The 20,242-nt window shown below is 70.9% G+C and carries 19 protein-coding genes and 2 pseudogenes; 8 read left to right on the top strand and 13 right to left on the bottom strand.

All coding sequences use genetic code 11. The features are described 5' to 3' along the window. Positions 1–107: 107 nt before the first annotated feature. The 3 genes from AQI95_RS05775 to AQI95_RS05765 all read left to right on the top strand — a co-directional run bounded on the left by AQI95_RS05775 (position 108) and on the right by AQI95_RS05765 (position 2,975). Entirely contained in the window at positions 108–1,025 is a 918-nt protein-coding gene (locus tag AQI95_RS05775) for a hypothetical protein (protein WP_067118254.1), read from the top strand. Positions 1,026–1,239: 214 nt separating this feature from the next. Further along, a complete protein-coding gene (locus AQI95_RS05770; RefSeq protein WP_208614076.1) occupies positions 1,240–2,046 on the top strand; it encodes a DUF817 domain-containing protein in 807 nt (268 codons plus the stop codon). A gap of 134 nt (positions 2,047–2,180) precedes the next feature. After that, on the top strand, positions 2,181–2,975 hold the full coding sequence (locus AQI95_RS05765) for an SAM-dependent methyltransferase (RefSeq protein WP_067118251.1): 795 nt from the start codon (positions 2,181–2,183) through the stop codon (positions 2,973–2,975). Between the two features lie 36 nt (positions 2,976–3,011). Here AQI95_RS05765 and AQI95_RS05760 read toward each other — a convergent pair whose 3' ends face one another. The 4 genes and pseudogenes from AQI95_RS05760 to AQI95_RS05745 form a co-directional block, all read right to left on the bottom strand. Beyond that, positions 3,012–3,737: an MFS transporter gene (locus AQI95_RS05760; RefSeq protein WP_244188643.1), complete on the bottom strand. Its 726-nt coding sequence runs from the start codon at positions 3,735–3,737 to the stop codon at positions 3,012–3,014. Positions 3,738–4,074: 337 nt separating this feature from the next. Then, positions 4,075–4,517 (bottom strand): annotated as a pseudogene (locus tag AQI95_RS05755) (Chromate resistance protein ChrB). 16 nt (positions 4,518–4,533) lie between these two features. After that, on the bottom strand, positions 4,534–5,817 hold the full coding sequence (locus tag AQI95_RS05750; protein ID WP_208614075.1) for an ATP-binding protein: 1,284 nt from the start codon (positions 5,815–5,817) through the stop codon (positions 4,534–4,536). A gap of 304 nt (positions 5,818–6,121) precedes the next feature. Next, positions 6,122–6,718: a Type-2Aa cytolytic delta-endotoxin gene (locus AQI95_RS05745; RefSeq protein WP_279616995.1), complete on the bottom strand. Its 597-nt coding sequence runs from the start codon at positions 6,716–6,718 to the stop codon at positions 6,122–6,124. A gap of 383 nt (positions 6,719–7,101) precedes the next feature. Between AQI95_RS05745 and AQI95_RS05740 the strand changes: the two genes are divergently transcribed. The 3 genes from AQI95_RS05740 to AQI95_RS05730 all read left to right on the top strand — a co-directional run bounded on the left by AQI95_RS05740 (position 7,102) and on the right by AQI95_RS05730 (position 12,288). Beyond that, on the top strand, positions 7,102–9,939 hold the full coding sequence (locus tag AQI95_RS05740) for a lectin (protein ID WP_244188640.1): 2,838 nt from the start codon (positions 7,102–7,104) through the stop codon (positions 9,937–9,939). Between the two features lie 262 nt (positions 9,940–10,201). Further along, positions 10,202–11,095 (top strand): LLM class F420-dependent oxidoreductase, encoded by an 894-nt coding sequence (locus AQI95_RS05735; RefSeq protein WP_067118245.1) that lies wholly within the window; start codon positions 10,202–10,204, stop codon positions 11,093–11,095. A gap of 152 nt (positions 11,096–11,247) precedes the next feature. Then, positions 11,248–12,288: a vWA domain-containing protein gene (locus AQI95_RS05730; protein WP_067118242.1), complete on the top strand. Its 1,041-nt coding sequence runs from the start codon at positions 11,248–11,250 to the stop codon at positions 12,286–12,288. 74 nt (positions 12,289–12,362) lie between these two features. Here the strand turns inward: AQI95_RS05730 and AQI95_RS05725 are convergent, their stop codons facing one another. The 9 genes and pseudogenes from AQI95_RS05725 to AQI95_RS05700 all read right to left on the bottom strand — a co-directional run bounded on the left by AQI95_RS05725 (position 12,363) and on the right by AQI95_RS05700 (position 17,866). Beyond that, complete coding sequence (locus AQI95_RS05725) at positions 12,363–12,851, bottom strand: carboxymuconolactone decarboxylase family protein (RefSeq protein ID WP_067118240.1); 489 nt, start codon at positions 12,849–12,851, stop codon at positions 12,363–12,365. A 105-nt stretch (positions 12,852–12,956) separates the two neighbouring features. Beyond that, the gene (locus AQI95_RS50085) at positions 12,957–13,241 is read right to left on the bottom strand and encodes a hypothetical protein (RefSeq protein ID WP_341849460.1); all 285 of its coding nucleotides are present in this window, start codon (positions 13,239–13,241) and stop codon (positions 12,957–12,959) included. 130 nt (positions 13,242–13,371) lie between these two features. Continuing rightward, positions 13,372–13,641: pseudogene (locus tag AQI95_RS50080) on the bottom strand (ROK family protein); the annotation flags it as partial. A 198-nt stretch (positions 13,642–13,839) separates the two neighbouring features. Then, complete coding sequence (locus AQI95_RS50075) at positions 13,840–14,076, bottom strand: MarR family transcriptional regulator (RefSeq protein WP_341849455.1); 237 nt, start codon at positions 14,074–14,076, stop codon at positions 13,840–13,842. Between the two features lie 40 nt (positions 14,077–14,116). Next, the gene (locus tag AQI95_RS48740; RefSeq protein ID WP_244188639.1) at positions 14,117–14,347 is read right to left on the bottom strand and encodes a hypothetical protein; all 231 of its coding nucleotides are present in this window, start codon (positions 14,345–14,347) and stop codon (positions 14,117–14,119) included. A 15-nt stretch (positions 14,348–14,362) separates the two neighbouring features. After that, positions 14,363–15,292 (bottom strand): NmrA family NAD(P)-binding protein, encoded by a 930-nt coding sequence (locus AQI95_RS05715; RefSeq protein WP_067118237.1) that lies wholly within the window; start codon positions 15,290–15,292, stop codon positions 14,363–14,365. 145 nt (positions 15,293–15,437) lie between these two features. Continuing rightward, positions 15,438–16,214, bottom strand: coding sequence for an SAM-dependent methyltransferase (locus tag AQI95_RS05710; RefSeq protein WP_079071065.1), 777 nt, complete (start codon positions 16,212–16,214; stop codon positions 15,438–15,440). A gap of 210 nt (positions 16,215–16,424) precedes the next feature. After that, positions 16,425–17,435, bottom strand: coding sequence for a M56 family metallopeptidase (locus AQI95_RS05705; RefSeq protein ID WP_067118234.1), 1,011 nt, complete (start codon positions 17,433–17,435; stop codon positions 16,425–16,427). Between the two features lie 5 nt (positions 17,436–17,440). Then, entirely contained in the window at positions 17,441–17,866 is a 426-nt protein-coding gene (locus tag AQI95_RS05700; RefSeq protein ID WP_244188638.1) for a BlaI/MecI/CopY family transcriptional regulator, read from the bottom strand. 141 nt (positions 17,867–18,007) lie between these two features. Between AQI95_RS05700 and AQI95_RS05695 the strand changes: the two genes are divergently transcribed. Beyond that, positions 18,008–19,390, top strand: coding sequence for a glycosyltransferase (locus AQI95_RS05695; RefSeq protein ID WP_079071064.1), 1,383 nt, complete (start codon positions 18,008–18,010; stop codon positions 19,388–19,390). After that, on the top strand, positions 19,387–20,172 hold the full coding sequence (locus AQI95_RS05690) for a polysaccharide deacetylase family protein (protein ID WP_067118231.1): 786 nt from the start codon (positions 19,387–19,389) through the stop codon (positions 20,170–20,172). Before AQI95_RS05695 ends, AQI95_RS05690 begins: the two co-directional genes overlap by 4 nt. Positions 20,173–20,242 lie beyond the last annotated feature (70 nt).

The following is a 20,242-nucleotide window of genomic DNA, read 5'->3' as shown; positions in this document are numbered from 1 at the left end:
TCCTCGAACGCCGATGGCCAAGCACGGACAGGCTGACCGCGGCAATCACCCTGCGCTGAGTACGTGTACTCATGTGTGCCACGACGCCCGCTGACAGGCTCCGCGACATGAAAAGTGGCAGAGGGGCGCTGACGGCCCTACATCTCTTCCTGGTCTGGGCGACGACGGCGGCCGTGGTGCCGGCGCTCGGCTACGGACTGGTGCTGACGGCCTGGGGCGGTGGGACCGGTGCGGCGGTGCCGGTCCTCGCGTTGGGTGTACCGCTGCTGGTGGGCCTGCTGGCCATCGCGGGCATTCCGGCGCGGACCGTGGTGCCACTGTGCGGCTCGGCGCCGCGGCGGCTGGGCTGGGCGGTACTGATCTTCCTCCTCGGCACGCTCGGCGTCCTGGCGGGCCTGGCCGCCTACGGCGGAGACGTCGACCTGGGGAGCGCCGGTACCCGGATCGCGCTGACCGGGGCACCGTACGCCGTGGCCGCGGCGCTCTTCGTACCGAGCCGATGGGTGCGGCTGGGGGCGCTGGCCGCCCTGGCGGCCGCCGTGGCCTACGGAGGCTTCGTCGGCCCGGCACAGGCACAGCAGCGTCGGCACGAAGCGGACGTCGCGCGATACCGGGAGAAGCCGGAGCTGCTGGACCTGGGCGCTGCGCCGCCTGGCATGCAGGTCTCCCATGCCGTGGTCGGCCCTGCCTCCTTCAGCGTCGACTACCGCCCTGTCCGGGAGGGGTACGAGCTCGGGTACGTAGGCCTCGTCGTGCGCTCGCCGCTCACCCCGGCACCCCGATGCCCTGAACCTGCGGACAAGGGCGTGACCTGCACGGTGGACGCGCACGGTGGGATGCGCACGGTCCGCCGCCTCCCCCGCGAGGTCACCCTTGTCCGCCGCTACCGGAACGTGGAGGTCGAGGTCACCAGCCAGACCCTCGACGAATCCGGACTACGCCATCTCCTGGACACCCTGCACCCGCTGTCGGACACAGAGCTGGCAGAGCTGATGCGCGAGAAGAAGATCGACCACGGAGTCTGAGCCATCCCCTGCCGGGGGGGAAGCGTCGGAGTGTTCCTGGCTCAGAGGGATCGGCCGCCGTGCGGGACGGGCTCGACGTGGGCGACGAGCTGCCGGAGGCATGGTTGTCATCGCCGGACGAGGTGCAGGCCCACCGAGATCATCCGCCGGCAAACCCGGCCGAACCGCTGTCGCGGCAACCGCGAGCGGGCCGCGCACCGTCCCTCTTGGCAACATGGTCACTACAAAACCGGCCGGTCTCCCGGCCTCCCTGATCGGACAACTGCTCGACTTCACCTGGACCCAGACCCGGGCCTGCGCCTTCGCCATCGCCCTGCTGTCCGGAGTGGCGGCGTCGACACTGCTGCCACGGCTACCGGTGGCCCGCTACGACCTGCTCGTCGGCTACGGCGTGCTGCTCACGCTGCTGTTCTGGCGGCGCGGCTGGGAGAGCGGACGGGACGTCGCCGTCATCGGCGCCTGCCACGTCATCGGCCTCGCGTTCGAGCTGGTGAAGGTCGCGCAGGGCTCATGGGTCTACCCGGAGCCGGCCGTGCTGAAGTTCGCGGGCGTTCCCCTGTACGGGGGCTTCCTCTACGCGGCCGTGGGCAGCTACATCTGCCGGGCCTGGCACCTGTTCGACCTGGAACTGCGCCGCTACCGGCCACGGGCGACGGCGCTGGTGGCCACCGGCGTCTACGTCAACTTCTTCAGCCACTACTGGCTGCCCGACGCCCGCTGGCTCCTCGCGGCCCTCCTCGTGGCCGTCACCGCGGGCACCTCCGTACGCTTCACCGTGCGCGAGGTGCGGCGGAGCATGCCATTGGCGCTGTCGTTCGTCCTGATCGGGTTCTTCCTGTGGGTGGCGGAGAACCTCGCCACCTATGTGGGCGCCTGGCGCTACCCGTACCAGCTCCACGGCTGGCAGCCCGTCGGCGTCGGCAAGTTCGGCGCCTGGGCCCTGCTCATCAGCGTCACGTTCGTACTCGCGGCACTCGGGCGGTCGAGGACTCCGGGGGCGCGGGCGGACTCCCCCGGGTGACATGGCACCCGCACGTCCACAGGTATCGACGGCCGACATGGCCACATCACGTCCGAAGATCCACTCTTCGCACGCGGAAGGCACCTCGTGCCTCTAAGTTGTGGAATGACACCTGGTCGATTCGGGGAGCCCTCATGTCCATGGAACACCCACCCGTCAACAGCGGCGTGCCGCACTCCGCCCGAATCTGGAACTACTGGCTGGGCGGTAAGGACTGCTACGAGATCGACCGCAAGGTCGGTGACGAGATCGCCGCGGCCAACCCTGCCATCCGCGACACCGCCCGCGCGCAGCGAGCGTTCCTCGTCCGAGCGGTCCAGCACCTCGTCCGTGACGTCGGCATCCGGCAGTTCCTGGACGTGGGTACCGGGCTGCCGACCGCCGACAACACCCACGAGGTCGCCCAGCGGCTGCTGCCCGAGGCGCGGATCGTCTACGTCGACCACGACCCGGTCGTCCTCGTGCACGCCGAGGCTCTGCTCACCAGCACACCCGAGGGCGCGACGGACTACATCGACGCCGATCTGCGCGACCCCGAGGCGATCCTCGAACAGGCCGCCACCACACTGGACTTCACCCAGCCTGTGGCGTTGATCCTGCTGGGCATCGCCGCGCACGTCACCGACGACTCCGTCTACGACATCGTGGACCGCCTGGTCGACGCCCTGCCGTCCGGCAGCCACCTCGTGCTCTGCGACAGCACCGAGGTCATCCACCCCGATCAGCAGCGCGCCATGGTCGAGCAATGGAACCAGGCGAGCGACAACCCCCGAGTCAACCGGAGCCCGCAGGAACTCGCCCGCTTCTTCGACGGTCTTGAGCTGCTGGTGCCCGGCGTGGTCTCGACGCCTCGGTGGCGGCCCGAGTCGAACGGCTCCGAAGAACCCACCGAAGTCGACAACTTCGGTGGCGTGGCCCGTAAACCGTAGCCCCAGTTCCGACAGTTCCGACGCGGCGATGTGGCCTCACACGGAAGCCGCCGGTCTCAGGTCGGCGTCCCTCCTCACGAACTCGTACGCCGTGTGCCGCTCCCAAGGCGAGGACGGCACCGAGAGCCGCGTAGCCGTGGGTGAGGGTGGTGAGAGAGGCGACAGCGCGACGAGCAACGGGCCCCCCGCATCGCCGAGTTCGCGGCCGAGTTCCGCCGCTCCCATGGTCTGCCCGAGGCGCTCCGTGGGAGTGCTCGCGGCGAGGGCGGCGAAGCCGAGCGGCGTGACCAGGCCGATTCCGGTGCCGATCAGTGCGGCGCCCAGGAGGACTCCGGTGAGCCCCGGCAGCATGGCGCACCCCATTCCGGCGGCAGCGAGCAGCAGTCCCACTGTGCTGCCGTTACGGGTCGTGAGCCGCCCGCGGTCCAGCGCCCGCCCGGCGTTCGGCTGGACGATCGCCGCGCAGGCGGCCAGCACCGAGACGGCGGCACCGGTGGCCACCGTGCCCAGTCCGGCCGCCCGGCCCGAGACCGGCAGGAAGCCCACGCCGACCGACAATGCCGCGGTCGCCGCAGCCAGCGCCGAGGCCGGAAAGAGGAAGGCGGGGTCGGCCAGCCGTCGGGCCAGATCCAGGACCGTCTGCCAAGGCTTGGGCAGGGGCGGTACGACGGGAACGGCGGGCGCGATCCGCAGGGCGACCCCCGCGCCGAGCACGGCCAGGACGGCGAACAGCAGCCGCAGCCCGCCGGCCCACACCAGCACCCCGCCCAGCAGCGGGCCCAGGGGGTAGCCCCGTGTTTGGCGGCCGGGTTGAGGCGGGCGACCAGCGCGGAGGCCGACGGCTTGAACGCCGAGGCCGCGGCACCCTGGCGAGGCGGGCGGCCCACAGCCGGCCGGGGCTGTCCGCGACGACGTACAGGGCGGAGGCGGCGGCGAAGGCGACGAACCCGCCGAGCACCAGCAGCGAGGGTGACCGCGCCCGTGGCGTGGCCGCCGAGGTTGGCGGCGATCCCGTGCGCGGCGAAGGCGGTGGTGAACCCGGCGGCGTACAGCGGCCACATCTGGTGGGCCGGTGCCGCCTGCCTCTCCGATGCCGTGCTCACTGTTCCCTCTCCGGGGTCTGGTGCGGGGCGGCGAAGAGACCTGCGGCGTAGTCCTCGCGGACGGCCGCGCATCGCTTGAGTCGTTCGCCGGCGTCGGCCGCCTCCGGTGACCCGAACGCATCGCGTGCCGTCAGGTCCCGGTGCCGGCGCCGCAGCCGCTCCAGCGACTGCTCCTCTTCTTCCAGTCCGCCGACCGGGCGGCACCGAACATCTCCTGAAGACGGGTGGTGTCCTGCGGGCCGCGCGCGGAGGCGGTCAGCGTCACGACCTGGCCGCCGGCCTGCTGGGTCGGTGTGACCGCCCGATCGATGCCCTCGGCGAAGACCGGCACGTCCGGCACGGCCCAGATCCCCTGGCCGAGCGAGAGCGCTCCGATCCTGCGCAGTTCTCGCCAGACAGCAACACGATTGCGAAGGGCCGCGTGAGCGGCTCCGACCACGCGTCCTCATCGGGTCTCAGAGCCGACTGTGCTTGTCGATGTCTTCGGTGAACTCCTCGATCGCCCGCGCGGTGAGCGTGGGCCGGGTGTCGGCGATGGCGGCCAGGAAGTCCTCGGTGGCGGCCGGGCGGCCCTGGTGGTGGGTGACTTCACGTTCGAACGCCGCCTGGGCCCCCTTGCGGGCCGCGAATTCGATGTCGGCCGGGGTGAACAGTTCGCTGGCCTCGACCAGTTGGGCGAGGTCCACCGAGTCGGCGCAGGCCCTGAGATAACGGGCCCAGATCGCGGCTCGGGCGGTCGGATCCGGCGGGCCGACGGGGATGACGTAGTCGAACCGGCCCGGCCGCAGGAAAGCCGCGTCGAGGGAGCGGACCGAGTTGGTGGCGCAGGCCAGCAGGCGCGCGTCGTGTTCGCGGAAGACAGGGATGAGCTTGAGCAACTCGTTGGTCACCCCGTGCCCGGGATCGACCGCCTTGCCGGAGCGCACGCCGGCGATCTCCTCGACCTCGTCGATGAAGAGGACGACCGAGTCCAGTTCGGCCAGGTCCGCGAAGGCCTCCCGCAGGGCTGCGGCCAGTCCCTCGCTGGTGTCGGCCGCGAGCCGGGAGGGGAAGAGTTCCACGAACGGCCAGCCGAGCCGCGAGGCCACCGCCTTGGCGAAGCTGGTCTTTCCGGTTCCGGGCGGGCCGAACAGCATGACCGCCTTGGGCGGGACGACGCCGTAGCGGTCGGCCAGCGTCGGCTCGGTCAGCGGGAGCACGATCCGGCGCTCGATGACCTGCTTCTCCCGCTCCATGCCGGCCATGTCGTCCCACAGGCCCTCGGGCAGCATGCGGCCGCCCAGGGCCGCGAGGACCTCGGCGTCGGCGGTTCCCGGTGGTTCGAGCTTCTCGTAGTAGGCGAGGTCGTCTCGGACCTGGTATCCGGAGTTCTCCAGAGCCTTCGTGCCTGCGGCGCCGGCGGGCAGCAGCGCGCTGATGTGGCGCACCCCCAGTGACCGTAGCCGCCGTTCCAGCTCGGCGAGGAGAGTGCTGCCGATCCCCCGCTCGCGCCAGCGGGAGGCGAGTGCCACCAGGAGGATCCACCCCCGCTTGCCGTACGCCTGTGCCACGGCCATGCCGACCAGTTCGTCGCCGACCACAGCGACCACGGCCGGCTGACCCGCTTCGGCCGCGGCCATCACCTCGGAGACCGCGAACACGCGGTTCTCATCGGCCAGGCGGCTCTGGTCCCAGATCTGGATGGCCTGGTCGAGATCGTCGTCGTGATAGTCACGCAGATGCCATGCGGGCACCGTCATCACCGCCTCACCCTGTGCGGTGGTCCCATTGTCCGCGCGGGAGTGCAGGGTGACGACCCAGGCCGAGCGGCAGGGCACTCACCGTGATCGACCGGTGCCCGTGTGCTGCTTGCACCAGGCGCCCCCCGGTCCCAAGACCGCGTACGGCACTTCCACGAGGCGACCGCCACCCCCGCACAGCAGTGCGCGGTTTCGCGGCCCGGGACGGCGGGCCGTGACTGGCCGTGGGGGCCTACGAGGCACCAGGCAGGCGCAGAACGTACGCCCGACGACCCCGAAGTGAAGCGGCGGGACACGGCCGGGATCAGGCCACGTTCGCGAGCTTCTGGCGCACGACGATCGCGTTGAGCCGGACCGCGAACGGCGCGGTGTCGGTGAGGCCCAGGGTTCCCGCACGGGCCTTGTCGAGGCCGACGGTGACGTCGGCGCAGAAGGCGACGGCGTACAGGTACGCGCCGGCTTCCTCGTCCTGCAGGGCGAAGAACAGATCGCGGTAGTAACTCGTGCGGTCCGCAGTCTCCTCGTAGTAGGCCAGTCCCGGTGCACCCTCCTGCGCGGCGAGATCGGTGAAGGCGTCCATGAGGTCGCGTTCGATGGTGCCCCAGAACGACGCCTGAGCCGACTCGGGCGGGAGCGCCTGGCGGACCGCCTCCTTGAGGGAGAGCGCCATCACCAGGATCGGCCCCTCCTCCTGGAGCCCCCAACCGCGGACCATCTTGACGATCTCGCTGTCGGGAAGCGCGGCGGCGGCATCCCGAATCCGACCGAAGTCGTAGTTGACGGTGGCGGGCGCGATCGCCTCCTGGAAGGCGCGCCCCAAGGCCTCCGCTTGGGGCAGATGAGCCTCTCCCACCTCGGTGACTGTCCTGAAACAGGCTGCCAACGTCCCCTCCTTAAACATTTTGTTGCACTGGCGAGGCGTCAGTATGCCGTAGCGGTGCGGCACGTCGACCCGCGGGGCGCTGGTGCGACAGGCGCCCCGCGTGACGTCGGCTCAATCGCGACCGGAGCAGGGCACTTCCTTCACCGACGAGAGAAGGGGATCCCCTTTGTATTGACGCGTACATGCCCTTTCATTACGGTGCCGACGAGGGTTCGGCCGTAGCGAGACAACGTTGTCAAGATCCTTCGTAGACAACGTTGCCTTCTCGCCCCGGCCCAACTCCCCCTGCCCACCAGCGTCCCACCTCGCTTGCCCGCCGGGGCGGACGCACCGCACCCCGGCAATCGCCCCTCCCCGGATCGGTGCGCTCCGCCACGCATGCCCCAAGGAGGCAGATCGCGATGCCCATGACTTCGGCCGGTGGTCGTCCACCCGGTCCAGACAGACAGGCACCCCACGGCCGCCGTTCGCGCACGGCCCTGGGTGCCGCCGTCGGCGCCCTGCTGCTGGGTGCGTACGCGCTCCCGGCTCCCACGGCCTGGGCGGTGCCCGCGCGAGCGGCGCAACTCGTCTCGTCACCCGCGGACCTGGTCAACCCGTTCATCGGCACCTCCAACGACGCCAATGACTTTCCCGGCGCGGACGTGCCCTTCGGCATGGTGCAGTGGAGTCCCGACACCTCGTCACGGCCTCCAGGTGGCGGATACGAGTACGACGACTCCTCGATCACGGGATTCAGCCTCACCCATATCGCGGGGCCCGGCTGCGGGGCCGCCGGCGACATTCCCGTGCTGCCCACGGTGGGCGCCGTCGACAACTCCGCGTCGGACTCGTTCTCGCACGGCGCCGAATCCGCTTCCGCGGGATCGTACAAAGTCGCCCTCGACAACAAGGTGACCACCGAGCTGACCACCACCACCCGCAGCGGCATGGCGCGCTTCACCTTCCCGTCGACCTCTCAGGCCAACCTCGTCCTCAAGCTGACGGGCAGCCAGAACGGCGGCTCCTCGACGCAGTTCAACGTCCTCTCGAACACGGAGGTCAGCGGCCAGGTCACCAGCGGCCGGTTCTGTGGTGCGGGCAACACCTACACCGTGTACTTCGACATGCTCTTCGACCGCCCCTTCCAGTCCAGCGGAAGCACCCTCGCACACGCGACGCGCCTTCGCGGCCCGTCCGCTCCGGCCGGCGTCAACACACCCGACAAGCCCAACAAGCCGCGCCTGCACGGCGCACTGCCGCAGCACCCGCCCGGAACCGCCGTACCGCGCCACTCGGGCGCGGCGCCGCAGACCGCCGCGTCCAACGCACACGTGACCTTCGACACCAGCACGAACCACGTCGTGCAGGCCAAGGTCGGCATCTCCTATGTCTCCGTGGCGAACGCGGCTGCCAATCGCACGGCCGAGAACACCGGGTGGGACTTCGACGCCGTGCGCTCCGCGGCCCACAGCGCCTGGGACGACGCGCTCGGCAAGGTGCGGATCGGCGGCGGAACGCCGGACCAGCAGAGGATCTTCTACACCGCGCTGTACCACTCGCTGCTGCACCCGAACGTCATCAGTGACACCAACGGCCAGTACTACGGCTTCGACGGGAAGACCCACACCGTCGACGCGGGGCACAAGGCCGTCTACGCCAACTACTCCGGCTGGGACATCTACCGCTCGCAGGCGCAGCTCGAAGCGCTGGTGAGTCCGCAGACCGCCTCGGACACCGCGCAGTCCATGGTCGACGACTACGTCCAGACCGGCGTCTTCCCCAAGTGGTCCGAGAACAACGGCGAGTCGTACGTCATGGTCGGCGACCCTGCCGCGTCGATCATCGCCGACTACCACGCCTTCGGCGCGAGGAACTTCGACACCTCCAAGGCTCTGGCCGGCCTGCTGAAACAGGCGAGCACGGCCAACGACGACCGACCGGGCCTGAACTACCTGGACAGCCCCGGCTACGAACCCCACGACGGCAGTTACGGCTGCTGCAACTTCTACGGGCCGGTGGCCACGACCCTCGAGTACGACACCGCGGACTTCGCCCTCTCCGCCTTCGCCGGCGCACTGGGCGACAACCAGAGTCGGCAGACGTACGCCCATCGTGCCCAGGACTGGCGCAATGTCCTCGACCCGGCCTCCGGCTTCGTCCAGCCCCGCAACGCGAACGGTGCGTGGACCGGGGGGTTCGATCCCACCAGCGGCACCGACATGGTGGAGGCCGACTCCTGGATCTACACGGGCATGGTGCCCTTCGACGTCGCCGGGCTCGCGGCCGCCAAGGGCGGCGACACGGTGATGGCCCACTACCTGGACACCGTGCTGCGCAGCTACACCGGAGCCAACGGCTACGCGTGGGTCGGAAACGAGCCGAGCATCGAACTGCCGTGGGAGTACGACTACATCGGCCGGCCCTACCGGACCCAGGCGACGGTGCGTTCGATCCAGGACCAGATCTGGTCCGACGCCCCCGCGGGCCTCGCCGACGGCAACGACGACCTGGGCGCGATGAGCGCCTGGTACGTGTGGTCGGCGCTCGGCATGTTCCCCATGACGCCCGGAACCTCGGACCTCGCGCTGGGCTCACCGTTGTTCACCCAGGCCGTGATCACCCTGCCGTCCGGCAACACGCTGACGGTCTACGGCGACGGTGCCGCGGACGACGCGCCGTACGTACAGTCCGCGACGTTCAACGGGACCTCCTGGAACAACGCGTACGCGCCGACGAACGCGATCACCGCCGGAGGAACCCTCAGGTTCGCGCTCGGTACCGGCGCGAACACCGGCTGGGCCGCGGACGCTTCTGCCGCACCGCCCTCCTATCCCGGTGACACGTCCGCTCCGGCGAAGCCGCGGGTGGGGCCGGTCGAGTCGGGGGTGAACTCCGCGCAATGCGTCGACGACGCGAACTCGGGCACCGCCGACCACACCGCGATCAGGCTGTGGACCTGCAACGGCACCTACGCCCAAGACTGGACGTTCGCCGCCGACGGCACCGTGCGCGTTCTCGGAAAGTGCCTCGACGTGTCCAACAGCGGAACGTCCAACGGCACGCTCGTACAGCTGTACACCTGCAACGGCACCGGGGCGCAGACATGGACACTGGCTGCCGACGGCTCCCTGACGAACCCCCACTCCGGGCTCTGCCTGGATGATCCCCAGTCGTCCACGTCGGACGGCACTCAATTGCAGATCTACACATGCAACGGCACAGCGGCACAGCGGTGGACCCTGCCACCGTCGCCCTGACGACACACGCACACGGCGCCTCGTACCTGCCCGCCCCCTTCGGCCGCGCTCCGCGGGCCCGGGGGCGGGCTTTCCCCCGTTCGGAGCAGCGGGGACCTCGGGCCGACGACCAGTTCGGTCGCCGCAGGCCATCGGCTCGGCACGGCGCGCGGCCGGATCCGCAGGCCACTGTTACGGTCGGCCTCCTGTATATGGTTCTGCCGGGCCGTACGTCCTGACCGGATGGCCGGCACAGCACCCGCATGGTTTCAGGAGGCGGAGTATGCGGGTCGGTCTGCATGCCCTGGGCATCGGGGACGGTGCCCGTCCGGAGGTCATCCGGGCGGTGGCCCAGGCGGCCGAGGCTCATGGATTCAGCCGGCTCTGGGCGGGCGAGCACGTCGTCCTGGTCGACGCCCCCGCCTCGCGGTATCCCTACTCCGACGACGGCCGAATCGCCGTCCCGGCCGACGCCGACTGGCTCGACCCACTGCTGGCACTGAGTTTTGCGGCGGCCGTGACGAGAGAGATCGGGCTCGCCACCGGAGTTCTGCTGCTGCCGGAGCACAACCCCGTGGTGGTGGCCAAACAGGCGGCGACGCTGGACGTCCTGTCGGCCGGGCGGCTCACCCTCGGCGTCGGCATCGGCTGGTCCGCCGACGAATTCGCCGCGCTCGGCGTTCCGTTCACCGCACGCGGTCGCCGGACCGAGGAGTACCTCGCCGCCATGCGGACACTGTGGCGCGACGACGTGGCCACCTTCGAGGGGGACTTCACGCGTTTCCACGGCGTGCGCGTCAACCCCAAACCGGTGCGCGAGCGAGGGATCCCGGTCGTCATGGGCGGCAACGGCGCCGTGGCGCTGCGCAGGGCCGCGAAGATCGCCGACGGGTGGTACGGCTTCAACCTGTCGGTCGCAGAGGCTGCGGAGTGTGTTTCCGCCCTCGTCGAGCACGGCCTGGCTGAGCACCACGCCAACCCGAACCGCGCGGTGGAGCAGCCCGTCGTGGCGGTGGCGCTCACCGACGCGACCCCGGAGGACCTGCCGGAACTGGCCCGCGTCGGGGTGACCGAGATCGTCGTCGTCGGGGCACCACCCGCGACACCGGACGAAGCCGGACGGTGGGTCGCGGGTCTGGCCCGACGCTGGCTCGGGTCCACCGGTCCCTGTCTCTAAAGTCTCGCCACCCGCCTCCTATGTCTCGCCACCCGCCCAACTGCCGTGGTGACGCGGCGACGGCTGCCTGTCGGCGGCAGCCAAGATCGATTGTCAGTGGTGCGTGAGACGGTAGGAGCATCAAGTCGGAAAGTGAAAGAGGGGGAGCCGTCATGTCCGGAAGCCAGAACTACATCAATCACGTTGCTCTCGTGCTGGATGCCAGTTCGTCGATGTCGCACCTGAGCCGCAAGGTCGTCGAGGTCGCCGACCAGCAGATCGCCTATCTCGCCCGCCGGTCGAGGGAACTGGACCAGGAGACCCGGGTCACGGTGTACGTCTTCGCCGACAAGGTGGAGTGCGTCATCTACGACAAGGACGTGCTGCGGATGCCGTCGCTGAAGCAGCTGTACCAGGTCGGTGGAATGACGGCTCTGCTGGCGGCCGCGCTGAAGTCACAGCGGGAGCTGGCGCAGACGGCCCAACTGTACGGCGACCACAGCTTCCTGACGTTCGTACTCACCGACGGGCAGGAGAACGTGAGTCATCGCTGCCCGGATGCCCCGGCACAGGATCCGCGTGAACTGGTCCAGGCCGTTGCCGAGATGATCGAGACACAGGAGGTCAACTGGACGCTGGCCGTCCTGGTGCCGGATCAGATGGGCAAGCGCGAGGCCATGCGGTGCGGTTTCCCGAAGGACAACATCGCCATCTGGGACGCCACGAGCACACAGGGGCTGGAGGAGGCCGGGCAGGTCATCCAGCAGGCCACCGAGAAGTTCATGGTGGGTCGCTCCCAAGGCATCCGGGGATCGCGGGCGGTGTTCTCCACGGGTGCCGAGGCGGTCAACAAGGACACCATCGAGGCGGCCGGCCTCACCCCGGTGGACCCGTCGCAGTACGAGCTGATCCCGGTGGCCCGTGACGCGGCGATCCGGGACTGGGTCGTCGAATGCGGGCACACCTACCGTACCGGTGGTGCCTTCTACCAGCTGAGCAAGTCGGAGAAGATACAGCCGCGCAAGCAGATCGCGGTGGTGGAGAAGAAGACGGACCGCGTCTACTCGGGGCCCGAGGCCCGCGCCCTGCTCGGCCTGCCGGACGTGGACGTGCGAGTCAAGCCGGACCACAACGACGACTTCACGATCTTCGTGCAGAGCACCAGTGTGAACCGGAAGCTCGTCGCGAACACGCGGCTGCTGCTGATGCTCTGACGCCTCGGAAGTCCCGCCAGGGCGCTGCGGGCGGGCGTGGTGGGTACGGTCGGCTGCCCGGCGGACCGTTCGGCTCAGTCCCACTGCTCGTCGGCGAGCGAGCCGACCGGCTGCGGCTTGCCGATGACGGCCAGGGCGATGAAGAAGTTGATCTGCCCGATCGCGATGGTGAGAGTGGCCAGCGCCTTCTCGTCGTAGTGCTTTGCCACCTCGGCGTACAGCTCGTCGGAAACCCGCTCCTTGCCGTGCGGGGCGGGCTGGAGAGTGGCTTCCACCAGCGCAAGGGCGGCACGTTCGGCGTCGCTGAAGTACGGGGCGTCCTGCCAGGAGGAGACGGCCGTGATGCGCTCCTCCGACACCCCGGCCTTACGCAGGAAGCTCGTGTTCAGGACTGTCAGGTAGGTGTTGCCGACGATCTGCCCGGCGCGCAGGTGGACAAGGCTCATCGTGGTCCGCGGCACCGAGCGGTTGCCCGTGGCCCGGAAGAGAGCCGCGCTGATGTCGTTCAACTCGGGCACGAACTCGGCCGGGTTCGGCATCCGAGAGATCGAGACGTTCGTCATGACTGTGCTCCTTCGCATCCTGCTGGTCGACGACTTCACAGCACTGACGGGTCGGCGCAGCAGAATGTGACAGGATCCCGAGGACTCAGCCGCGGCCGCGGAGGGTCATCGGGACATGGTGAACAGGCCGTGTCGCGCGGCCGCAAGCGCGCCCTCCAGGGCTCCGCGGAGCACCGGTTGGCTGACGATCTGGGCCGGGGCGAGGCTCGTGTCCACCGCGGCGAGTTCTTCCATCTCGGCCTCCAGCAGCCGCAGCAGCGGCTCGCCGCCGGCATGGACCAGGTCGCCGGCGAGCACCACCACACCGGGATCCAGTACGGAGGAGATCGTGACGAGCCCGATGGCGAAGCCGCTTGGGCGGCGCCGACGCCCGGACCGGGTCGAGTTCATCCAGCTCGCCCGGGGCGTCGATGCCGAGTTCGCCCGCCAGCCGCAACACCGCCTGATAGCAGGTCAGTTGCTGGAAGCCGCCGGTGCCGGCCCGCTTGACCGGCCGTACCAGCGCAGTGCCGGGCACCGGCATCAGGCCGACCTCGCCCGCCCCGCCGGACTCGCCCCGGCGCATACGGCCGCCCAGCATCATCGCGCCCCCGATGCCCTCCTCGTTCCACAGCAGGAAGAAGTCGGTCAGGCCTCTGGCCGCCCCGGCCCGCTGCTCCGCCGTGGCGACCAGGTTGACGTCGTTGTCGTAGACGAGCGGCCAGGGCGAGGCCGCCGCCAGGTCGGACACGAGGGTGGGCGACTGCCAGCCGGGCAGATGGGTGGCGTAGCGCAGCACACCGGTCCGCATGTCGAACGCCCCGGGGGCGCCGACCATGACCTTGAGCACCACCGCGCCGTCGACGCCGGCGCCTTCGAGGGCTCCCGCGACGGGCTCCCTGACCTGCGCGACGGCATCGGCGCCGCGGGGCCGCCGGGTCCTCGGCGGTGTGGGTGGCGAGGACCCGGCCGGTGACGTCGGCGACGGACGCCCGGACCAGCGAGGGAGTCACGTCGACGCCCACCGCGCAGCCGGCTGCGGGATTGACCCCGTAGAGCTGGGCGCCGGGACCGCGCTGCCCTTCGCTGGTGCCGCTCTCGCAGACCAGGCCGGCCGCGCTTCGAGCCGCGTCAGCATGTGGGTGGCAGTCGGCTTGGACAGCCCGCTCAGCTCGGCGAGTTGGGACCGGGACAGGGGCCCGTGCGCCAGCAGGATGTCCAGCGCGGTCGCTGCCAGCGCTTTCACACAGTTCCGGCCGCATACGCCGAGGTCGGAGGAGGGACGGTCACGCGCCGGCCCCCGCGGCGGCCTCGGCGACCGGCAGCGGGGCGGGCGCGGCGCTGACGATGTGCTCGTGAGCGCCCGGCTCCCTGACGAGTTCCGACGCCGACGACATCGTGTCCGGGGACGACGGGGTGTGACGGGCCTGGGCGCCGCCGAGTCGCGTTTCGACACGCTCGGCGACGCCGGATGTCCTGCGCCGGCGCTGTTCGTCCCCGGCGCCTGGGCGACGCACGGCGAGGACGCGGCTTCACCGATCGAACAGGCTGGGGTTCTCACGGACGTAGTCGGCCACCCCCGCTGGAGGCCGCCCGGTGACCTGCTCGACCCCTTCCGCCTTGCGGTCGTACCGATTCTCCGCATGAAGGCGGGCCATGGTGGAGATGTGCTGGAAGGTGTGCTCCGGCAGCCCCAGCGGCCTGAGATCGTCGTCGATCCATTCCTCCAGGGGGACGTCGGTGTAGCTCACCTGTCGGCCCAATGCCGCGGAAACCTCCGCCGCCATGGCGTCGACGTCGTGCGAGCGCGGGCCGGTCAGCTCGTAGATTCGGCCGATGTGCGGGGCCGGGGCCGCCAGGATCTCCTCCACCACCGCGGCGACGTCCCCTGCCGCCACGGGGGAGGTCTTCGCCCGGCCGAAGGGCAGTCTGATGGTTCCGTACTTCGCGATCGAGGAGAAGCCGACACGGAAGAGCGGGTTCTCCATGAACACGGTGGGCCTGACCTGGACGACGGGCAGGCCCGACCAGCCGAGGACCTGCTCGACCAGCCACTGCTGCCGCTGCTGCACAGACTCGAAGGTGCTGGTGAGGTCCACCTCGGAGACCGTCAGCTGCGACATGTTCACGAACACCTCCAGGCGCCCGTACGCACGCGCGACCGCCGCCGCCGTCACACCGGCCTGCAGATACTGCGCCGACACGCTCATGCCGAAGTACATGCGCCCGCAGCCGGCCACCGCGTCGACGACATCGTTCGTGCGCGTCAGATCGCCGACGACCACCTCGGCGCCGGTCGCGCGCAGCGCCTGTGCCCGCTCGTCGTCACGCCGCACCATGGCCCGTACGGGCAGGCCCCGTTGACGCAGGCCCTCGACCACTGACCGTCCGATGGCGCCGACGCTGCCCGCCGCGCCCGTCACCAGAATGGGCTGCAGGCCGTTTCCCGAGGTGCGGTCCATGGGAGCAGCCTGCGGTGCGCTGCGCCGCCGCGCAACCGGGGCGTTGCCGGTTTTCCGGTGACGAGGAGCGCCCGCGTTCCGCCCGCCGTACGAGGGCCGGAGGACCGCTTCTGTTCGTCGGCCTCGCCCTGGAACTGCTCGCTCCTCAGTTCACGGGAACGAGGGTCAGGTAGGCCAGGCCCATGACGTCGCGATAGCCCCGGAGCCACATGCCGCGGTGGCGGTCGACGCGGTCGCGGGTCTCCTTCGCCAGAGGGTGATCGGGGTGTGCGGCGAGCCATTCCTCGACGTCGGACTGGTAGGCGGACTCGAAGTCCTCCCATTCGTCGCCGTTCGCGGTCTCGATCCAGAGGGGCCGGAAGCCGGCGGCAACGGCGATGTCGACGAGGCCGGCGAGGTCGTGGAACTCGGAGGGGGAGGCGTCCGGCCACATCGCCGACAACTCCCCCGGCGTGGGTGTGCGTTGCCAGAATCCCTCGCCGAGAACGACACGGCCGCCCGGGGTGACCAGGCGGCGCAGGGCGTGCAGGGCCGCTGTGATGTGCTCGGGTGGCTGGGCGTCGCTGAGGGCGTGGCCGGCGCTCAGGCAGAGCACGACGTCGGCGGGGCCCCGGGCGGTGCCGACGGCGGACTCCTGGACGAAGCGGACGCGGTCCGCCAGGCCTCGCTCCTCGGCGTTGGCGCGCCCGCGTGCGAGATCGTCCTCATTGAGGTCGATGCCGACACCGGTCGCGCCAGGCGTCACCTCGAGGATGCGGAGCATGAGTTCTCCCCAACCGCACCCGATGTCCAGCACGGACGTCGGAGCGGTCGGGGTGACGTGCGCAGTGAGCCGGCGGATCATCCTTGCGGCCCGGTCATCGGAGAGAGGGCCGTGGAAGGTGAGTCGGGTCAGCCGTGGCGGGGCGGTGGTGTCGTCCATGAAAGCGAACGGTAGACACGGCCCGGCCGTCGGCGACACCGGTTTTCCGGTGCGTGTCGCCAGGTCGGGTGGCCGACGGCTGTGTCGCCCCCCGCCGAGGAAGGTCCCGCCACGGTGTCTGTGGACGGTGCAGGCGGTGCTACGGCCGTACCTCTGCGCGAGGGCCGCAGTGCGGCACGCCCGCGGCGCCGTCGTACGTCCGGGGCGGGGTCACGGTCGGTGCTCCCTGTTCGCGTGACGCTCATGGCCGGCACAGCAGGAGCCGGGCGTGTGCCGATGCTTCGACGGTGCGCCGGCCGTACCGGCGTGCACCGCGCACTGTGCCCACTGCGCGCTGTCCACCATGTGATCGCTGTCGGATGCGGCGTTGGCCAGGCTGGCACAGCACACAGCCATCAGCAGCCCGCCCGCCACGAAGGGCAGGCTCCGGCGTGCGGGAGGCGGGTCCAGCAGGGCCCGCACCCGCTGCGGTACCGCACCGCCGGTCACCGCCAAGGCGAGGGGGCGCGGCGCCCTGGCCGCCGCCAGAGCCGCGCGCCCGACGGCGTGAGCGACGACCTTGCGGTCGCCGACGTGCTCGGCGGCCTCCTCGTCGGCCCAGCGTTCCAGGACGAAACCGCCCGCGACGGCCAGCGGTCGCAGCAGCGGGTTCAATGCCGCCGTGAGCCGCCACACGCTCTGGAAGAGGTGGTGCCGGCCACGCAGATGCGCCCGCTCGTGCGCGAGCAGGGCCTCGCGCTCACCGTCGCCGAGACAGCGCAGCATCCCCCGGGAGACCACGATGCGGCCCGGCGCACCCGGCAGCGCGAAGGCGAGTGGGGCGTCGTCGTCCACGACCGCCAGTTCCGTGTCTCCGGGAAGCCGTGCGCACTCCTGGCGCGCCCGCACGAGGTGGCGGACCTGCCGTACGGCGGCCACGACCAGCGAGACGGCACCGACGACCAGCACCAGGGCGCTCGCCGCCGCGACGATGCGGTAGACGGGATCCTCGGCGCGCAGCGCGGCCACCGACCACCGGCCCTCGGCGGCGACCAGCGGAACCTGAGCCAGTCCGGTGAAGGCCAGCAGCGCGAGCGCCCCCGCCCAGCCCACGGCTGTCACGAGCGCGGCACAGGCCAGAGCCCAGGCGGCGGGGCGCGGGGGCAGCCTGCGGGCCAGCCGTGGTCCGAGCACGGCGAGCACGGCCGTGACGGCGAACGGGACGTAGACGCTGACCAGCATCGGGCTCACCGCATCCCGCGGGAGCGCTCACCCTCGGCGGGTGTCTCGTCGTGCCCGGACAGCAGTTGGTGCAGCAGGTGCTCGTCGTGGGCCGACAGCTCCGACACGAAGCGGGCCAGCACCGCCTCGCGGTCGGAGCCCCCTTCGAGCAGCGAGTGCATGCGATGGGCGGTGTGGGACGCCTCGTCGCGGGCCGGCTCGTAGGCGTATCCGCGGCCCTCGCGGTGCCGTACGAGCATGCCCTTCTCGTGCAGTCGGGTCAGGATGGTCAACACGGTCGTGTAGGCCAGGTCGCCCGGCAGCTGCTCGCGGACCTGACGGGCGGCCAGAGGTCCGTCGGCGGCCCAGAGCGCGGCGAGCACATCGCTCTCCAGCTCCCCGCGCGCCCGCCTGCCGGCCACCCCTCGGGTCCCGTGCCGTTCGTCCTCCACCGTGCGTCTTCCTTCCTTAGCGTCCCTACAGGCTACCCGGCGTTCAACTACTACATGTAGGAGGTATGCTCCGGACTTCAAACCTCGGACTACTACATCTCGTAGAGTTCTGTTGCTCCCTTCATCTGCGGAGGAAAGCCCATGCCCCACGCCGGAAGCACGGCGCCCGGACTCGCCCTTGCGGGCTTGATTCCGCAGCAGCGCGCCACGCCGCACCGCGCGGGCCGGATCGTGGTCGTCTCCGCGAGCGTCGGAGCCGGTCACGACGGCGCGGCCGCCGAACTCACCCGCCGTCTTACAGCCGATGGCTTCGCGGTGGACCGGTTCGATCTGCTGGATCTGCTGCCGGCTCACCTGGGCCGCGCCGTGCAGGAGGGCTATCACCGGATGCTCGTCCGCGCCCCATGGGCCTACCAGCGGATCTACTCCAGCACCGAGCGCGCCGGGGGCGGCGGCCCGATCGCACGGGCGCTGCTGCGCACCGCCGAGGACCGGGTACTGCGCGCCCTTCCTCCGGGCACCGGAGCGGTCGTCTCCACCTACCCGGGCGCCAGCCGAGTCCTGGGCAATCTGCGCCTGAAGGGGCGCCTGGCCGTTCCCGTGCTGACCTATCTGACGGACTTCTCGGTGCATCCGCTGTGGGTGGCGGACGGCGTCGACGTCCACCTGGCTGCCCACGCCATACCCGCCGCGCAGGCGCGGGCCGCGGGAGCACGTGACGTAAGGGTGTGCGGCCCGGTCGCCGACCCTCGGTTCCGCCCCTGCGACGCGGAGCAACGGGCCCTCGCCCGGACGGCGTTCGGCCTGCCGGGGCGGGCTCCGCTCGCTCTGCTGGTCGCCGGTTCCTGGGGCGTCGGACCGGTTCGCGAGGTGGCCCGGGAACTGCGCGACTGCGGCGCCGTCGTCCCGGTCGTCGTGTGCGGACGGAACGAGGCCCTCGCCGAGCAGCTGCGCGCGGACGGCATCGAGCACGTGCACGGCTGGGTCGACGACATGCCCGGCCTGATGCACGCCGCGGACGTCCTCGTGCAGAACGCCGGCGGACTCACCTCCCTGGAGGCGTTGGCGTCGGGCCTGCCCGTGGCCAGCTACCGCTGCATACCGGGGCACGGGCTGACCAACGCGGCCGCCCTGGACGAGGCCGGCGCAGCCGTATGGATTCGTGACCCGGCCGATCTCGAAGCGGTGCTGTGCGACCTGATCGACGGTCCGCTCGGGGCGCGACAGCGCGAGGCCGGACTCGCCCTGTTCGCCCGGACCCCGGACGACGGCCCGGCCGCCGAGATAGCACGCGTTCACCGGGCGGGCGCCCAGGACGGGAATCGGAAGCCCCCACCGCCACGGCGGCGCGCCGTGCGCCGGCTCGCCGCCACCGCCGCGATCGCCTCCGCCGTGTGGGCCTGCGCCGTCGGCACGGGGATGGCGACGACGTACGACGGCCCGCGGCTCATGCACTCCATCGGACACGGCCTCGACCTGGACAGCTTCATCGGACACCGCCCGCAGGGGGGTCACCACTCGTGAGCACGGCCCGGACCCTGCGCTCGGCCGCCCTCGTGGCGCTGCCCGCTCTCGCCGCCGCCCACGCGGCCCCCGTGATCTCCACGTTCGGGCCGCTGCGCAACCGTCTCATGCCCCGTCTGTCGGGCCAGGGCCGCCCCGACCACGTGGCCCTGACCTTCGACGACGGGCCCGATCCCCTCTCCACCCCGCACTTCTTGCGGCTGCTCGCCGAGCGCCGGGTGCACGCCACGTTCTTCCTGCTCGGCAGCGAGGCGCGCCGCTCCCCCGGCCTGGTGGGCGAGATCGCCGCGGCCGGCCACGAGATCGGCATCCACGGCTGGGCGCACCGGCCCCTCCTCCTGCGCGGCCCGCGCGCCACCATGGACGACTTCGCCCGAGCCCGCGATCTCGTCGCCGACCTCACCGGGCGGCGGCCCAGGCTCTTCCGGCCCCCGTACGGCGTCATGTCCACCGCCGCCCATCTGGCGGCCCGTCGCCTCGGCCTCACTCCTGTGCTGTGGACCTGCTGGGGCGAGGACTGGACCGCACGCGCCACCCCGGAGTCCGTGCACCGCACCGTCACCGCCGATCTGGCCGGTGGCGGCACGATCCTCCTCCACGACTCCGACTGCACCTCCGCCCCCGGGGCCTGGCGCTCGGCCCTCGGCGCCCTCCCCCGGATTCTCGACACGTGCGAGGAGCGGGGCCACTCGGTCGGTCGGCTACGCGACCACGGATGGCTCCAGCCGGAATCGGACCCGAGGGAAGAGTCCCTCACAGCATCATCGTCTACAGTTCGGTAGACGGTGGGCTTCGCTGTAGTCGATCATTCCCGTCCGCTTCCCGACGCCACATCGTCCGCAGAGATCGTCC

Source organism: Streptomyces yokosukanensis, assembly GCF_001514035.1.
GTDB lineage: Bacteria > Actinomycetota > Actinomycetes > Streptomycetales > Streptomycetaceae > Streptomyces > Streptomyces yokosukanensis.
Note: the sequence above shows the minus strand (reverse complement) of the source record. Positions and strands in the feature narration are given on the sequence as shown.

Bases quoted from the DNA above. Each gene is read 5' to 3' on its own strand.
- AQI95_RS05775 (WP_067118254.1), top strand. From the start codon at position 108: ATGAAAAGTGGCAGAGGGGCGCTGACGGCCCTACATCTCTTCCTGGTC.
- AQI95_RS05770 (WP_208614076.1), top strand. From the start codon at position 1,240: ATGGTCACTACAAAACCGGCCGGTCTCCCGGCCTCCCTGATCGGACAA.
- AQI95_RS05765 (WP_067118251.1), top strand. From the start codon at position 2,181: ATGTCCATGGAACACCCACCCGTCAACAGCGGCGTGCCGCACTCCGCC.
- AQI95_RS05750 (WP_208614075.1), bottom strand. From the start codon at position 5,817: ATGACGGTGCCCGCATGGCATCTGCGTGACTATCACGACGACGATCTC.
- AQI95_RS05745 (WP_279616995.1), bottom strand. From the start codon at position 6,718: ATGTTTAAGGAGGGGACGTTGGCAGCCTGTTTCAGGACAGTCACCGAG.
- AQI95_RS05740 (WP_244188640.1), top strand. From the start codon at position 7,102: ATGCCCATGACTTCGGCCGGTGGTCGTCCACCCGGTCCAGACAGACAG.
- AQI95_RS05735 (WP_067118245.1), top strand. From the start codon at position 10,202: ATGCGGGTCGGTCTGCATGCCCTGGGCATCGGGGACGGTGCCCGTCCG.
- AQI95_RS05730 (WP_067118242.1), top strand. From the start codon at position 11,248: ATGTCCGGAAGCCAGAACTACATCAATCACGTTGCTCTCGTGCTGGAT.
- AQI95_RS05725 (WP_067118240.1), bottom strand. From the start codon at position 12,851: ATGACGAACGTCTCGATCTCTCGGATGCCGAACCCGGCCGAGTTCGTG.
- AQI95_RS50085 (WP_341849460.1), bottom strand. From the start codon at position 13,241: ATGAACTCGACCCGGTCCGGGCGTCGGCGCCGCCCAAGCGGCTTCGCC.
- AQI95_RS05715 (WP_067118237.1), bottom strand. From the start codon at position 15,292: ATGGACCGCACCTCGGGAAACGGCCTGCAGCCCATTCTGGTGACGGGC.
- AQI95_RS05710 (WP_079071065.1), bottom strand. From the start codon at position 16,214: ATGGACGACACCACCGCCCCGCCACGGCTGACCCGACTCACCTTCCAC.
- AQI95_RS05705 (WP_067118234.1), bottom strand. From the start codon at position 17,435: ATGCTGGTCAGCGTCTACGTCCCGTTCGCCGTCACGGCCGTGCTCGCC.
- AQI95_RS05695 (WP_079071064.1), top strand. From the start codon at position 18,008: ATGCCCCACGCCGGAAGCACGGCGCCCGGACTCGCCCTTGCGGGCTTG.